Raw genomic sequence first — 14948 nt, 5'->3', positions numbered from 1 at the left:
ATTCCATGACGGATACAGTACAACCTACGCTTCCCATTTTTTCACTCGCTGGCGACGTGGCCCTGATTACCGGGGGCGGCAGTGGCATCGGGCTGGCCATTGCCCACTGCATGGTGCAGGCGGGCGCCACCGTGATCATTACAGGCCGGCGCGAGCAGCCCCTGCAGGAAGCCATCGCCGGGCTTGGCGATAAGGCACATTACGTTGTCAATGACGTGGCCGACCGCGACGCGCTCAATGGGCTCGTTGCGGGCATCGAAGCCACCTACGGCCCCCTTACAGTGCTGGTCAACAATGCCGGTATCAACCAGAAAAAGCCGGCGATCGAACTGACCGACGATGAGTTCGACCGGATTCTGCACACCAACCTGCACGCCGTTTTTGCCCTTACCCGCGTGTGCGCCAAACGCATGCTCGACCGGCGCAAAGGCTCGATCATCATGATCTCGTCGATGGCTGCTTACTACGGTATCGACCGGGTGGTTCCCTATGCTGCTTCGAAATCAGGTATCGAAGGCATGGTGCGGGTAATGGCATCGGAATTTTCGGGGCAGGGGGTGCGTGTCAACGCCATTGCGCCGGGCTTTATCGAAACGGCCATGAGCCGCACGGCCATGAACAGCGACCCCGACCGGCGCGACCGCGCCATGCGCCGGACACCCATGGGGGCCTTCGGCAAACCCGACGACATTGGCTGGGCCGCCGTTTTTCTGGCCTCGGAGGCCGCCCGCTATGTTACCGGCGTTTCGCTGCCCGTCGATGGCGGCAACTCCATCGGGTTTTAAGGCTGGACGTAATACAATCGGGGGCGGTAGCGAACAACAGATTCGCTACCGCCCCCGATTCGTTGTAAACGACAGACCTGTCAGACCGTAAACCGGTCTTTCAAATTGTTGATCGGCTTCTCGATCAGATACCACGACAGCGTGGCCAGCGCAACCGTCAGCGCCAGGAAGAAAAGCACCTGAAAGCCATACGAGCTGTTGAGCACGGGCAGCACATCGGTAATACGGCGCCAGGCCCGCAGCGTGAAGTGGGTAGGCTGGGTGTGGTAAACGTTGTAGATAAAGTTGTGGTACAGGTAGAGCCCGTAACTGATGCGTCCCATGTATTGGCTGACGGGATTCTCGAGTACCCACTTCATCGGCCCTTCGAAACCGATAACCGCCCGTCCGATCAGGAAAAAGCCGATCAGCGACGAGGCCAGCCGCTCCCATACATCCGACATGACGTTGTGGTGGCCCGGCAGGCCCGTTACGTCGGGAATGGCAGGAAGCATCTTGGTCGATACCGACACGGCGATAAGCAGCGCAATGCTGACCCAGATCCAGATCGAATGGCGGAATACGGCCACGAACCGGTCGCGCTGGTAAAGCCACCAGAACGCCATCAGGGTGCCCAGGCCAAACGAGTCGAGGCAGGCTGGCATCGTTACGTAGCCGATAAACCAGGGGTAGCGGTGACTGTAGAGGTAATAGCGCATGGCAATGGCCCCACCGATCATTAGCCAGGCCGTCAGCGGTACCCACCGGCGGGGCACGAAAAACAGCAGCAATGGGAAAAACAGGTATACCTGCTCCTCAACCGCCAGCGACCACAGGTGATCGACCGTACCCATCCAGGTGGTGTAATAGGCCATGTAGAGGTTGGTCGCGTAGAGCGCCAGCCAGCCAAACGTGCGCCGGACGGGGGGCTCGTTGATAGCATAGAGAACGAACAGGGTCAGGTAGTAGACCGGAAAAATGCGCAGCGTTCGCCGGATGTAGAACACCTTCAGGTATTTGCCCAGCCCGCCCCCCGGCAGCTGACTCAGCTTGTCTTTGCTGGAAAGCAAAATGCGGGTGATGAGAAAGCCACTGAGTACAAAAAAAATTGTGACGCCCAGTGCTCCAAATGGCATCTCGACGCGGCCGGCCATCCAGTGGTCGAACAGCACCAGCCCAACCGCCAGAAAACGGATGCCATCCAGCTGTCGCAGGTGGTTGAGTACAGGGCGGGCGGTAGGTTGTTGTATCATTACCAGTTTTTCTTCGTCGTGTCGGCCGGTGGTCCGGTCGACGTAATCTGTTGATTGGTTGGATAAAGATGGGCAGTACCATCGGCTCCTACAACCAGAATGAGGAGTTGATAGGTGCCGGCGTCCAGTTCATAATGGGTCAGGCCCGACCGGAACCCCGGCCCGAACAGCCGGCTGGAGCGAAAGCGGGCACCCGTAGGCGTTACCGATTGCTGTCGTACCGGAAACAGGTACGTGCGGGCCGCCGACCGGGCAACCACGTAAGCACCCGCGTCGGGCGAGGCCATTGGCGAGGCCGCCAGCGTGCGCTGTACTACATCGAAACCCACCGGCGTCTGCGTTACCTGCACCGGTACAGGGCTACCCGCTGGCGACTGGTAAAGCACGGGCAGCAGGCGGGTATAGAAAGCGGGTGCCGGGTCGATGTACTGATCGGTCTGCGCATCGGTATGCGACACGGGCACGCTGGTCGAGTAGCGCCAGTTGAACTGGTTGGTGGTGAGCCAGTGCCGCCACCATATTGTGTCGTCGATAAACGAAAGATAGGAGAGCCAGGCAAACACCAGGCCCCCCACCAGGCTGACACGCATGAGCCAGCGCCCCGTTTGCCCTTCGACCCACACAACGGTATATGTGTACAGCAGAGCCAGCAGACACAGTGAGTAGAGTTTATAGCGGCTCGTCATGAGCAGGTCGAGACCGAAGCCTACCCGCGCCCGTGCCACCACCAGCCCCGTGACGAGCAGAAAGAGCGCCACGCTCCAGAAAAAAAGCGTACTCGGCGGCAGCGATCGGTTCGGTGTTGCCGTTGGCAGCACACTGGTCTGAAACAACCGGGTCAGGCTTCGGCCGAGCGTAGTGCGGTAAACCAGGGCTGTCCAGCCGATCAGCACCAGGGCTGCCACCGTCATGAAGCCGCCCAGCGCCATACAGACGCGGAGGGGTACCGTGGCGGGCAGCACTTCGCCGGCCGCCCCCATAAAGGCAAACCAGCCGCCCAGCAACGTAGGCAGATCGGCCTGAATGTAGACCGTATCGGCGGGTTTGGCGAAACCAATAAAGTAGAGACCGATACTGATCAGCCCGCTCAGGCTCCAGATCAGCAGGGGCCTGCGGTTGGCGTGGGGCTGGGCCAGACGCAGCAGCAGCATGCCGAAGCCAATGGGCCAGACCAGCATGCCGTTGCCACTGGTGAGTGTGGCCAGCAGCGCCAGACCCACAGCCCAGTAAATCCGGTTGCGGTAGGCCAGCACATAGCAGGCGGCTACTACCCAGAGTACGACCGAAAAGTTTTGCAGGGCGGCCATGCCCCAGTACATATTCTCCCACTGCGAGAGATTGAACAGCAGGAAAGCCACCGGTACCGCGTAGAGCAGCGGCCGGCCCGCCCGGCGCAGCACCGCAGCAAATACGGCCAGCAACCCAACCAGGCTCAGGTTGCCGATCACCATCAGGTGCCGAAAGTTTAGCTTACCGGTCAGCTGGTAGTCGAGCCAGCTGACGAGTCGGTCATACACGATCCGGTGTTCGTTATGCTGTTTCAGAAACTGGTGGAGCTTTCCCGAGAACGTGGTTTCCTGGTCGACCAGATACAGGAAATGCCGCAGGGCATGGTCGTCCCACTTCGGCACGTTGACGGCGTACCGTTGCCACAGTAGGGCAAAGAAAGCGACAGGCAGCGCCAGCAGGCCGTAGGCCAGCACAGACTGACGCTGCAAACGAATAAATTTGGTCATATGCCCTGAATCAGTTCGCCAGGGTAGTCAGCTGCCGGGCAATGTTTACGGGGTCGAGACCCGACTGCTGCTGATGGTATTTCTGATCGCCATAGAGGCCGTTGGTGTAGCCTTCGGCCGTCAGGCTGATAAACTGACTGGGAGTTGCACCCAGGCTCAGCAGCCGGCCCGACAGTTGCTGCCCCAGGCCGCCTATCGCAACGTGCTCTTCGACTACCAGCATCGGCTTGCCGCGCCAGCGCTCGGCCAGCTCGACGGGCAGGTCGAGGGGTAGGTTGGTAGCCGTAAACACATCAAACCGACCCGCCAGCGATTCATCCTGCAGGGCCGTCATCACGTTGGCGGTAACGGGACCGAGCGACACGATGGCGCCAGCCGGTTCGGCGCTGCGGACAATGTGGCGAAACGTGCCGATCGTTTCGGCACCGTCGGGCGTTTTGGGCCCCACACCCAGCCGCAGATAAGCCGGCCGGGCTTCCGCCACGATCTGGTTGATCATGGGCGCCACTTCGTCGGCAAAAGCGGGGATGTACGTATTCACGTTCTGCAGGCCGCTCAGGCAGGCCAGATCTTCGATCGCGTGGTGGGTACTGCCCATGATGCCATAGCCGTAGCCCCCGCCGTTACCAACCAGAAAAACCGGCATGTTGTGCAGGCAGGCGTCGTTGCGGAACTGCTCCAGGCAGCGATAGACGGCGAACGGGGCGATGCTGTAACAAAAAACCTTATAGCCCCGGTAGGCCAGGCCGGCGGCCATACCCACCATGTTCTGTTCGGCCACCCCCGCATTGATGAAACGGGGGCCCAGTGCACTGACTACTTTTTCGAGCGCATTGTAGCCCAGATCACCGGTAATAAACACGACCGATTCGTCTTCGAGCCCGATTTTCTCAATGGCAGCTGCAAATTCGTTACGCATAATCGACAAACGGGATATCCCGCTTTTGAGGGTAATTGCCGGAGCTGAACTCCCGCGATGCTATCAAAATGGCCGGGTTATCTGGTCAGAAACCCGCCGGTTATTTCACTACCCGAATCGTATAGCCCAGCGGATCGTCGGCCGAACCCCAGCCGAAGGTCAGTGCCAGGTGCCCCCACAGGACCAACAGACCGATCAGTGGAGCCGCTACCAGCAGCAGCAGCACCTTGATCGGGAGCCACAGAATCGATTCGGTCAGGGTCGACACATTACCGAAGTAAAGTACAATGCTTTTATTAACGATGGCATTGATGTCGGTGCCCCGGTTCACTACGTCGATGGACTTGAACTGACCGAACAGCGTATTAAGCGTCGAGGGTGTGTACCGATGGTAGTCGTAGGGCTTGTAGTGAAACCGGGCCGACCACGGAATCGTTACGATGCCCACGCCACCCGGTTTGAGTACCCGGTGCATATCGGCGATCAGTTCGTGCGGATCGGGTACATGTTCCAGTACTTCGGTGCAGATGAACTGATCGACGGTCGCTGTCTCAAACGGCAGGTGTTTGCCATCGTAGGTAATAATTTTACTGTTCTCATAATCCCACTTGTCTGCATCGGCTACATCGACACCCACGTAGCGGGCTTTGCGGGTATCGACGAGGTGCTCGAATGGGCAGTTACCGCAACCAATGTCGACAACTGTTCCCTGAAAATCGGGCATATTTCGTCGAAGCATGCCATAGATCGTGTTGAACTGAAAGTCGAGCAGCCACCGCAGGGCAAAAAGCAGTTTACTTTTTACGCCCGTGGGCGCATTGTGAGCGGGCGGACGAAACCGTTCTGGTGTGGACATAACCGGGTTAGGGCTGGATTAGGTGTTCTGAACTGTTTTTAGGCTGCGTGTTGCGCAGTGGGTCTGCTGACCATATCTGGGAATGAGGTACTTACTAAACAACTAACCTGCGTGTTCTGTTGCCCCGTCGGGGCTGCCTACTTCGTCCGGCGCTGTTTTACCAGCGTCTCGATCTCGGTAGCCGTCGTGTACACCTGTTTGCCCTTCCGAACCATAGTCCGGATAAACTTGGGCCGTTTTTTTGTCTCTTCGAAAATCTTGCTGATATATTCACCCAGGAACGACAGCCCCAGCATGTTGATACCGCCGAAGAACAGTGTCAGTACAATGATGGTCGGAATGCCGTGGGGCAGGGTAGGGTCGAGAATACGGCCAATTACCTGCGCAATGGCCGCTATAAACGACAGGCCCGTCAGCAGAAATCCGCCGTAGGTCATCAGTTCGAGCGGGGCAAAGCTGAACGAGAAAATCGCTTTCTTGGCCCACCAGATATTCTTCGTCCAGTTGTTGGTCGAGACGCCAAACATCCGCTCGGGCCGTACATAGTCGACCCCCGTCTGTTTGAAACCAACCCAGGCCCGCAGACCCCGCAGAAACTGCTCGGTTTCGGGCAGGTTGACCAGTTCCCGGACCACCTTCCGGTCGATCATCGAGAAATCGCCCGCGTCGACCGGGATGGTGATATACGCCGTTTTCTTGAACAGCCGGTAGAACTGTTTGTAGAAGAAATGAACATGGGGCGGCATTTCGCGCTGCACCCGCACCCCGTAGACCACGTCGAAGCCCTGCTGCCATTTCTCGTAGAAGCGCGGAATCACCTCGGGTGGGTCCTGCAGGTCGCCATCCATCAGCACCACACTGTCGCCGGTAGCAATCTCCATTCCGCTCAGGAAGGCCGACTGCGAGCCGAAGTTGCGGGAGTGTTTGATAGCCATCACGTTGGGGTCTTTGGCGCAGATGGCGTCGAGAACCTCATCCGTATTGTCGGGCGAGTTGTCGTTGACGAAGATAATCTCGTAGCGGACCTTCATCTCGTTGAAGGTTTTTACGAGTCGTTCGTACATGTACGGAATCGCCTGGGCGTCTTTGTAGCAGGCAATGATGGGCGAGATAACGGGGTTGAGCGTTGGGGTCTGGAACGCGGGTATAACCCGCTCTTCGTACTGGTGCGCCACCTGCCATTCGGCCGTCCGGCGCAGGCCGTCGCTCAACGGGGTTTCGGCTTTCCAGCCCAGATCGGCTTCGGCCGCCGACGGGTCGCCATACCACTCCGAGAGGTCCCAGGCCCGGTTACCCATGCTGCCCCAGACCGGCTCGGGGATGCCGCCAAACGTTTGCCGGGTTACATCGACCAACTCCCGCATGGTTGTTTTGCGGCCCGTAGCAATGTTGTAGGAGTTGCCCCGGTTCGAGGCATCGACCCGTAGGGCCGCCTGTACGAATGCATTGACACAGTCGTCGACATATACGAAGTCGCGGCTGATGTCGGGCGAAACGAGCGGGGGCAGCTGGCTCCGCCGGGCCTCTTCGACCAGCCGGGGAATAAGGCGGTCGGGCTCTTCCCAGCCGCCGTAGATCGAATAGAGCCGCAGGTTGAGCGTATTCAGCTGATGCACTTTGGCGTAGTAAGCCAGGGTGTAGGCCGCCGATACTTTCGAAACGGCGTAGTGGCTGTTTGGCTCGACCGGATCGGTTTCTTTGGGGGCGGTGCAGTTAAACCCATATTCCGAACTACTGCCAGCATGGATATACACCATATCGGGCGTGCAGTTTTCCAGAATATTGACCGTTCCGAGCACATTGGTTTCGTAGGTCAGGCCAACGTTCTTCTGCTTGCTGTAGGCACCATAGGCGGCCAGGTTGAAAATCGTTTTGGGTTTCAGTTTCCCAAACACGTCTTTCAGCGACGAGTCGGATAAAATATCGCAGTGTACGACGTTCTCAGCCGGTACATCGAGCAGTTTAAGCCGCCAGGCTTTGGTAGCGTCGTGGGTCAGCGCGTAAACATCCGTCCGGACGCGAAACAACTGTTCGAACAGGTTTGCCCCGATGAAGCCACTGGCTCCGAAAACAACGATGGGCCCCTTGAGCCGGGCAATGCCAGCTGCTGCTAGTGTAGGATTATTCTGATTCATTCAGACCGCAATAGTACGGAAAAAGCCCGGATTAGCGGTGCCGAATCCGGGTTTCAGAGCGAGTGGTTTCGGGTACCGGCACGCCAGACCAGAGTCGGTACCAGCCGCCCGACCCGGCTCCGGCCTTCCAGCAAACGGGTGCTGGGGGCCGCCCGGGTGGTTTTAGAGGTAGTTGGCCCGCACGTCGGCCGTGGCCTGTTCGTATAGTTCAGGCGTCATGGGCAGGTAGTGCCACTCCAGCCGGTCCTGCATGTACGATACGCCTTTGCCCTTGATGGTATGAGCCAGAATGAGTTTAGGCTTCCCATTCGCCTGGGTCGAAACACGATCGAACGCCTGGGTCAGGGCCGCCACATCGTGCCCGTCGGCTTCGACGACCTCGAATCCAATGGCCCGCCAGACGGCTGCGTCGGCCGTGTCGCCCATTACCTCGCTGGTGCGGTCGAATCCCTGCAGCCCGTTTTTGTCGACGATCACGATCAGGTTGTCGAGCTGGCGCTGCACGGCAAAATGGGCGGCTTCCCAGGTGGTACCTTCATTGGTCTCGCCGTCCGACATCAGCACGAGCGCGCGGGAGTCGTCGCCCCGCATTTTGCCGGCCTGGGCAATGCCCGTACTGATGGGCAGGCCATGCCCCAGCGATCCGGTGGCAAACGGAATGCCGCGGTGCTTGTTGGGCGCGGGGTGGGCCGGCAGGGTAGTGCCGTTCTGGTAGAACGTAGCCAGCACGTCATCGCTGATCTCGCCCATGTGGTTAAGACAAACGTAAAGGGCTGCTGCGGCATGGCCTTTCGACAGCAGAAAGGTATCCTGCTCCCGTTTACGCAGTACCAGGGTCGCAATCATAAGATCGATACAGCTCAGAGAGCAGCCGATATGCCCGGCATGGGCCTGGTTATAAAGTCCCAGCAGTTTCAGGCGAAGCTGTCCCTGCAGTGTTTGTATATCGGTCGATTCGGTAGTCGATACCATAGCTGGCTGATGAGTAAATGGGCTAGTCACCGTAACGGTAGGTAGCGCCTTTGAAATCAAAAATAGTGATTTTTTTTCCGGTGCGCCCCTTCACCAGTACGATGCGGTCGGGCTCGCCCGCGTCGATACGCTGAATATAGGTAGCGTCTTTGGGCAGGTAAACGTTCATCAGCTGGGCATCCAGCAGCGAAAGTGGCGTAAAGCTCTTATCGATTGCTTCGGAATAGATGACCCGTTTTTTGTTTGGATACAGAATGGTATCGCCCGGGCTGTACTGCTGAATCAGGCTCTGAGCGGCCCGCCAGTAGGGGTTGGCTTCGCGAGGCCGGTCGAAGTAGGTGTATTTGGGGGCTTTATCGTCGTAAATAGCCCCCAGCAGTTGTACGATGTGTGCCAGCTGCAGCAGCACCAGCGCCCAGATCGGTGTGGCCAGCCACCAGCGGGCGGCCGTCAGCTGCCGCACGCCCATCGCCACAAAGATGCAGACATAGGGAAAGGAGAAGCCCGAATACCGCTGCGTAATGCCAAAGGTGTGGCCAGCGCGCCAGGCCGAAAACAGCAGGAAAAAGGTAGGTATAAACGTGAGCAGCACCAGCATCGTGATGAGCGGGCGACTGGCTGGCGTGGTATGCCCGACCACGTAACGCCATATCAGATACAGGAACGGCAGGGCGCCCGACAGGACCAGCAGCCGATCGGGCACCACGGTATAGATAGGGACACCCGCCAGCAGCACCAGCGGAATGGCCACGTAGGCCCAGACGGGCGGTTTCTCGACCGACCAGAACCGGTGGAGCAGAAAGGTAGCCACGGCGCCCAGCACGAGGGCCAGCGCGGAGTTTCGGATACCGGTCATAGCCACGCCCAGGCCGTTGGTCGGCATGAACAGGTCGGCGAAGATCGGCAGGGCCCGCACGGCAATGTTCGGAATGGTGGCCGGCAGGATCAGGCCGAAGGGACTGCCCGTTGGATTGGTGAGGGCGATGTTGCGGTAGAATTTGGCCTGGTAATCGAGGGTAAAGAACGTGTATTGCCCGCCCCCGAAAATAAACCAGAGCGAAACCAGCCCGAGCCCGATAGCGCCCGTAACGGCCAGACTGACCCAGGCGCGGGGGTTGCGCAGGTAAAGAAGGGCGTAGATGCCGTGGCAGAGAAACACCGTCACGGTCAGAAAATGACACAGGACCGAGGTGATAAACGCGAGGGCATAAAAAACGTACAGCAGTGGTAGCGACGGACGTTTGCCTGGTGCCGCCGTGGTTCCGCGCTGGCCGGTCCGCTCCATGATCAACAGGAACAGATGTGTAGCCAGCAGCGTCATGCAGAACGTCATCGAATAGTTACGGGCAATGTGACTGTAGGCTACAAAAAACGGCTCGATGGCCGCTATGAAGGCGCTCAGCAGCGCCAGGGCATTGGTTTCGCCCTCGCCCAGAAAGCGGAAATGGCGCCTGACAAAGGCAAAGACCAGAAAGACCAGCAGCGTGCTGAAAATAACCGAGGGCATACGAAGCGACGCATCGCTTGGCCCAAACAGGTTGATCCAGGCCCACACGACGGCGTAGTAAGCCGGGCTGTTGCCGATATCGCTGCGCGTGTCGGCTTCCATGAAATCGGTAAAAGTCTTGGGCTTCCAGAATTCGGCCGGCGTGAAATACGGCTTGCCAAATACATCTTTCTGGTTGTAGCCCTCCATCACTACACTCTGGCTGACGAGCAGGGTCGCTTTTTCATCGAAGTAGATGCCGTAGGTGTCGAGTCGGTAGAGCCGCAAGCCAATAGTCAGTAACAGGATCAGGCCAACGAGTAACCGGGTAGTATGGGTGGTTAGTGCAGTCATTGCGCCAAAACTACAGCAAAATGCCCGTACCTATAGTTTCAGGATGGTGAATTCTACCCGCCGGTTCAGCTTGCGCTTTTCCTCGGTTTCATTGCTGGCTACGGGCTTGCTGGGCCCCCAGGCTTTGGTCTGGAGCCGATTGTCGGCGATGCCTTTGCCCAGCAGGTATTCTTTTACCACGCGGACCCGGTCGTTGGCCAGCTTCATATTGGGCTCCCAGTCGCCCTGATTGTCGGTGTGGCCTTCGATGAGCAGCTCCATGGTTGGGTAGGTCGTGAGCATCTCGGCTACCTGGTCGAGTTCGGCGTCGGCACCGGGCGAGAGCGCATACTGGCTCTGTTCGAACAGGACTTCGCGCATGGTAATGATCTGACCCGGCTCAATTTTGAGCAGGTACAGATTCCGGCGAATATCGCGGAACCGTTTGTCTTTGCTCAGATCGAGTACTTCGGTAGTCGGGAAATAGCCCTTCTGGGTGGCTCTGAGCGTGTACCGGTGCTGGGTAGGCAGAATCAGTTTGAATTCGCCGGTTTCGGGGTCGTAGGCTACCTTGGTTATCGAATGTTTTTCGCCAAACAGATCGGAGACAACCTCAGACGCAATCGGTTTTTTGGTCTGGGCATCGAGCACCTGCCCCGATACAATGGCCACCGGATCGGGGCGGATGGTCGGGAACAGCTTGAGCCGGAAAATATCGTCTTCGCCCATCGACCCCGCCCGCGAACTCAGGTAGGCATAGTCGCCGGCGGCCGGGATGGTAAAATAGCCGTCCCATTCGGCGGTATTGATGGCCGGCCCCAGATTCTCGGGCTCGCTCCAGTTACCCCACGACTCATCGAGCCGGCGCGATACGAAAATGTCGCCGTTGCCATAGCCGGGGTGGCCTTTAGAGGTGAAATAGAGCGTTTTGTTGTCGGAGGCCAGGAAGGGGGCACTTTCCGTATCGGCCGTATTGATCACGTTGCCCAGGTGCACGGGCTCACTCCAGGTACGGTCGGGCAACAGCAGCGTCACGTAGAGATCGCGGTCGCCCTGCGTGTCGCGCCGGCGCACCGATAGAATCATGGCCCGCTCATCGGGCGACACGGTCAGTTCGGTCAGCACCGAGTTGTCGCTCTCGCGTTCGGGCAGGTTGTAGTTGTTTTTAATTGTTAGCCCAACTGGAAACGACCAGCCGATTCGGGTCCGGATCGACTTGGAAAAGCCGTAGGTCGTGGCTCCGTTGGGCTGGTACAGATTCAGAAGATACACGGTTTTGCCATCGGCCGAGATACCACTGATGGCGTTGTCGCTGGCGTTGTTGATGGGCGGGCCGATGTTCACGGCTTCCGACCAGCCGGCCGGGGTGCCGTTGGTACCCGTAGACAGGGTCGAGTACCAGACATCCTGCCGGTCGGGATCGCCGATGTTGGCTTTGTTGTAATTGCGGGTGAAGTAAAGCGTACGGCCGTCGGGTGTAATTACGGGGGCTACTTCCTGCCCGGGCGAGTTTACGGTTTTGCCCAGGTTCTCCTTAACAATCTGACTGGGCGTACCCTTGGCCAGTCTGATGTCGGCCACAACCGGGTTGGTGTGGGTGGTCAGGCCAATGGCGTCGATCTGGTTGATACCCTTGATGGCGGCTCCGTTCAGAAATACCTTCACCTGGACCACCGTGAGGCCGGTACCGGGTAGCGGAACGCGCAGGATCGGCTCGGCGCGGGGCTGCGGGGTTGGGTTGGTGAATACCGTATGGTCGGTACCCTTGTCGTCGGTAACCACAATGCGCGATACCGCGCCGGGGTTTACGTTTTCGGCAACCACCACCTGCCGGGCGGTCATGGGCGCCGGAAAGCCCACCTGAATCCAGTCGTCGGTGGGGTTGTCGGGTAGCTGCGGAGCCCAGGCCGTTGGGCTGGCACCCAGCTGGGGTAATTTGCTGGGGTGGCCAAGCGCCTGTGAGGCCCGATACTGCTGCCCGTATTGCTCGCCCCGTTTTTCCGATGACACGCCGATAACGCGACTCGCCCACTGTAAGGTGACTTCTGTTGCGGGTTGCGCCTGACCGGCTGTCACCGCTGCTACGCCCAGCCAGCCTGTCAGGATACTCCAGATACGCATAATAACTCAGTTGATAACACAGTCTGCCAGGGGCCACCACCCGTCTTAGCTTACAAACGCTGGGCGAACACCCGTTTGTGTAGCCATCACCGGTTTTATCGCGCCCACTGGTAATCGATTGTAATGAGTTGCCAGCAAATCATGTACCGACAGGCAGGGCCTAGTTGGTCATGATCCGGTACGACCAGGGTTTGAGCGTCATCGACATGTTTGGAATCAGCTCGATGGGCTGGCGGCTAAACACATCGGTGTAGGTGCCTTCGTAGCCTTCGCCCGTCAGCCGGAATGTCTGGGGCTGATTGCTCAGGTTTACCAGTACCGTTACCCGGTCGTTGTCGCGTTGCCGGTGAAACGCATAAATAGCTTCGTCGTGGTCGGTAACGATCTTTTGTACCGGGCCGCCGTCGCGACCATTCCAGAGTGCCTGGTTGCGGTGCTTCAGGGTTAGCAGGGCCTTGAAAAAGCCTGCCTTTTCGTACGTACCCCAGCTGATGCTGTCCTTCTCGAAAAAAGGCAGCCGTTTGTTGAGGTTCGACTCCATACCGTTATACACCAGCGGCATTCCCTCGAGCGTGCTGCACAGCACGATCATGGCGTTGGTCGCCGGTCCGAACGATTCATTGAGCGTACCGTGCCAGCTGTTCTCGTCGTGATTCTGCGTGAAGAGCATCTGGTAGTACCAGGCCGGATACCGTTTGCGGTTGGCGTCGCGGAGCGAGTCGAGACTGGGCGCCTTGCGGGCCCCTTTCGCGATGGCCTTCATCATGTTGTGCAGACTCCAGCTGTAATTCATGTTGAAACAGGCCTTGAACAGCTCCGGGTCGTCTTCCGATTCGGCCAGCATAAACACGGTCTTCAGGCTGTCGAGCTGGGGGCGCAGCTGCTTCCAGAAATCGATCGGCACGAAGCTGGCCACGTCGCAGCGGTAGCCGTCGATGTCGGTTTCTTTCACCCAGTAGCGCATGGCATCGATCATGCCGGCCCGCATGGCCGGGTTGTCGTAGTTCAGGTCGACCACGTCGGTCCAGTCGGTAGGCTTGCCGTTTTTAGGATCGATCGGCGCCACCATTTTTCCTTTCACCAGCGTGTACCAGTCGGGGTGCTTTTTTACCCACACATGATCGCGGCCGGTGTGGTTGGCCACCCAGTCGAGTACTACGTGCATACCCAGGGCGTGGGCCCGGTTAACCAGCGATTTGAAGTCGGCCAGTGTGCCGAGGGCGGGATTGATGGCTTTGTAGTCGGCAACGGCATAGGGGCTGCCCAGCGTACCTTTTTTGTTTTCCTGACTAATCGGAAAAACGGGCATCATCCACAGGATGTCGACGCCCATTTCCTTCAGTCGGGGCAGCTGTGCTTCCACGGATTTGAAGGTGCCCTCGGGCGAAAACTGACGCGTATTAACTTCGTAGATGGTGGCGTTTTTGGCCCATTCGGGAGCCGCGGGCGCGCCGGCCATCAGCGTATCGGCAGTCGATGGGGGCGTATCGGTCGTAGTTTTCTGAGTTTCCCGGCAGGCGGTTGTCAGCACACAGGCACTGACCAGGGTAAGCAGATACGTCTTAATCATGTGGTACGGATGTAAAAGCGATCCGGTTAGGATAGGTGTCAGCTAGGCAGGCCAGGTTGTTGAGGTGTGCTTCAGGGTGTGGATGGCGGCTGCCGGATCGTCGGCACCGAAAACAGAACTGCCGGCCACCAGGATATCGGTGCCGGCCCGCAGCAGCGCCGGAGCATTATCGGCGCTGACGCCCCCGTCTACCTCGATCAGCGCCGACGACCCATTGTCGGTCAGCAGCTGTTTGAGCCGGGCAATTTTGCGAAGCGTATGGGGTATGAACGACTGCCCGCCAAAACCCGGGTTAACCGACATGATCAGCACCACGTCGATCTGGTCCAGACTGTCTTCGAGCAGCGAAACGGGTGTATGGGGGTTGAGGGCCACACCTGCCCGGCAGCCCAGCTCCCGAATACGGGCCAGCGTTCGGTTGAGGTGGGTACAGGCTTCGTAATGCACGTGAATCACAGCGGCTCCGCCTTCGGCAAAGGCTTCCAGGTAACGATCGGGATCGTTGATCATCAGGTGCACATCAATTGGCTTCTGGCAGTACGTCTTAGCTACCTGCAGCAGCGGAAAGCCAAAGGAGATGTTGGGCACGAAGGCCCCGTCCATGACGTCGAAGTGTAAGAGGTCCGCTTCGCTGTGGTTGACGAGTTCGAATGCACGCTGAAGATGGGCAAAGTCGGCGGCAAGGAGCGATGGGGCGATAGCAGGCATAGGCGTTCAGAGCGGTTCGCTGGCGCGTTGGTTTGCCGGCCCGGATGGTGTCTGCTCGACAAACCAGTTGAGCCAGCACCCGGCTCAGCGAGCGC

At 58.6% G+C, this 14948-nt stretch carries 11 protein-coding genes; 1 reads left to right on the top strand and 10 read right to left on the bottom strand.

From position 1 onward, the window contains the following. Nucleotides 1-5: 5 nt before the first annotated feature. Entirely contained in the window at nucleotides 6-785 is a 780-nt protein-coding gene (locus tag ACYVAC_RS14165) for an SDR family NAD(P)-dependent oxidoreductase (protein WP_461098351.1), read from the top strand. A gap of 80 nt (nucleotides 786-865) precedes the next feature. Here the strand turns inward: ACYVAC_RS14165 and ACYVAC_RS14160 are convergent, their stop codons facing one another. The 10 genes from ACYVAC_RS14160 to rpe all read right to left on the bottom strand — a co-directional run bounded on the left by ACYVAC_RS14160 (nucleotide 866) and on the right by rpe (nucleotide 14853). After that, nucleotides 866-2017, bottom strand: a complete 1152-nt coding sequence (locus ACYVAC_RS14160; protein ID WP_461098350.1) for an acyltransferase family protein — start codon at nucleotides 2015-2017, stop codon at nucleotides 866-868. Then, nucleotides 2017-3753 carry a hypothetical protein gene (locus tag ACYVAC_RS14155; RefSeq protein WP_461098349.1) on the bottom strand — a complete coding sequence of 579 codons (1737 nt, stop codon included), beginning with the start codon at nucleotides 3751-3753 and terminating at the stop codon, nucleotides 2017-2019. Before ACYVAC_RS14155 ends, ACYVAC_RS14160 begins: the two co-directional genes overlap by 1 nt. Nucleotides 3754-3763: 10 nt before the next feature. Continuing rightward, entirely contained in the window at nucleotides 3764-4672 is a 909-nt protein-coding gene (locus tag ACYVAC_RS14150) for a transketolase family protein (protein ID WP_461098348.1), read from the bottom strand. A gap of 100 nt (nucleotides 4673-4772) precedes the next feature. Continuing rightward, entirely contained in the window at nucleotides 4773-5528 is a 756-nt protein-coding gene (locus ACYVAC_RS14145) for a class I SAM-dependent methyltransferase (protein ID WP_461098347.1), read from the bottom strand. Nucleotides 5529-5665: 137 nt separating this feature from the next. Further along, nucleotides 5666-7663 carry an NAD-dependent epimerase/dehydratase family protein gene (locus ACYVAC_RS14140; protein ID WP_461098346.1) on the bottom strand — a complete coding sequence of 666 codons (1998 nt, stop codon included), beginning with the start codon at nucleotides 7661-7663 and terminating at the stop codon, nucleotides 5666-5668. Nucleotides 7664-7825: 162 nt separating this feature from the next. Beyond that, nucleotides 7826-8635: a transketolase gene (locus ACYVAC_RS14135; protein ID WP_461098345.1), complete on the bottom strand. Its 810-nt coding sequence runs from the start codon at nucleotides 8633-8635 to the stop codon at nucleotides 7826-7828. A 22-nt stretch (nucleotides 8636-8657) separates the two neighbouring features. Next, nucleotides 8658-10475, bottom strand: a complete 1818-nt coding sequence (locus ACYVAC_RS14130) for a glycosyltransferase family 39 protein (protein WP_461098344.1) — start codon at nucleotides 10473-10475, stop codon at nucleotides 8658-8660. 30 nt (nucleotides 10476-10505) lie between these two features. Continuing rightward, nucleotides 10506-12575, bottom strand: coding sequence for an OmpA family protein (locus ACYVAC_RS14125; protein ID WP_461098343.1), 2070 nt, complete (start codon nucleotides 12573-12575; stop codon nucleotides 10506-10508). Nucleotides 12576-12735: 160 nt separating this feature from the next. Beyond that, nucleotides 12736-14145, bottom strand: a complete 1410-nt coding sequence (locus ACYVAC_RS14120; protein WP_461098342.1) for an alpha-amylase family glycosyl hydrolase — start codon at nucleotides 14143-14145, stop codon at nucleotides 12736-12738. Between the two features lie 42 nt (nucleotides 14146-14187). Continuing rightward, a complete protein-coding gene (gene rpe, locus ACYVAC_RS14115) occupies nucleotides 14188-14853 on the bottom strand; it encodes a ribulose-phosphate 3-epimerase (protein ID WP_461098341.1) in 666 nt (221 codons plus the stop codon). Between the last annotated feature and the right edge of the window lie 95 nt (nucleotides 14854-14948).

The organism is Spirosoma luteolum (assembly GCF_054778875.1).
This window is presented reverse-complemented; position numbering and strand designations above follow the sequence as displayed.

Coding starts and splice junctions, on each gene's coding strand:
- ACYVAC_RS14165 (WP_461098351.1), top strand. CDS start 6: ATGACGGATACAGTACAACCTACGCTTCCCATTTTTTCACTCGCTGGC.
- ACYVAC_RS14160 (WP_461098350.1), bottom strand. CDS start 2,017: ATGATACAACAACCTACCGCCCGCCCTGTACTCAACCACCTGCGACAG.
- ACYVAC_RS14155 (WP_461098349.1), bottom strand. CDS start 3,753: ATGACCAAATTTATTCGTTTGCAGCGTCAGTCTGTGCTGGCCTACGGC.
- ACYVAC_RS14150 (WP_461098348.1), bottom strand. CDS start 4,672: ATGCGTAACGAATTTGCAGCTGCCATTGAGAAAATCGGGCTCGAAGAC.
- ACYVAC_RS14145 (WP_461098347.1), bottom strand. CDS start 5,528: ATGTCCACACCAGAACGGTTTCGTCCGCCCGCTCACAATGCGCCCACG.
- ACYVAC_RS14140 (WP_461098346.1), bottom strand. CDS start 7,663: ATGAATCAGAATAATCCTACACTAGCAGCAGCTGGCATTGCCCGGCTC.
- ACYVAC_RS14135 (WP_461098345.1), bottom strand. CDS start 8,635: ATGGTATCGACTACCGAATCGACCGATATACAAACACTGCAGGGACAG.
- ACYVAC_RS14130 (WP_461098344.1), bottom strand. CDS start 10,475: ATGACTGCACTAACCACCCATACTACCCGGTTACTCGTTGGCCTGATC.
- ACYVAC_RS14125 (WP_461098343.1), bottom strand. CDS start 12,575: ATGCGTATCTGGAGTATCCTGACAGGCTGGCTGGGCGTAGCAGCGGTG.
- ACYVAC_RS14120 (WP_461098342.1), bottom strand. CDS start 14,145: ATGATTAAGACGTATCTGCTTACCCTGGTCAGTGCCTGTGTGCTGACA.
- rpe (WP_461098341.1), bottom strand. CDS start 14,853: ATGCCTGCTATCGCCCCATCGCTCCTTGCCGCCGACTTTGCCCATCTT.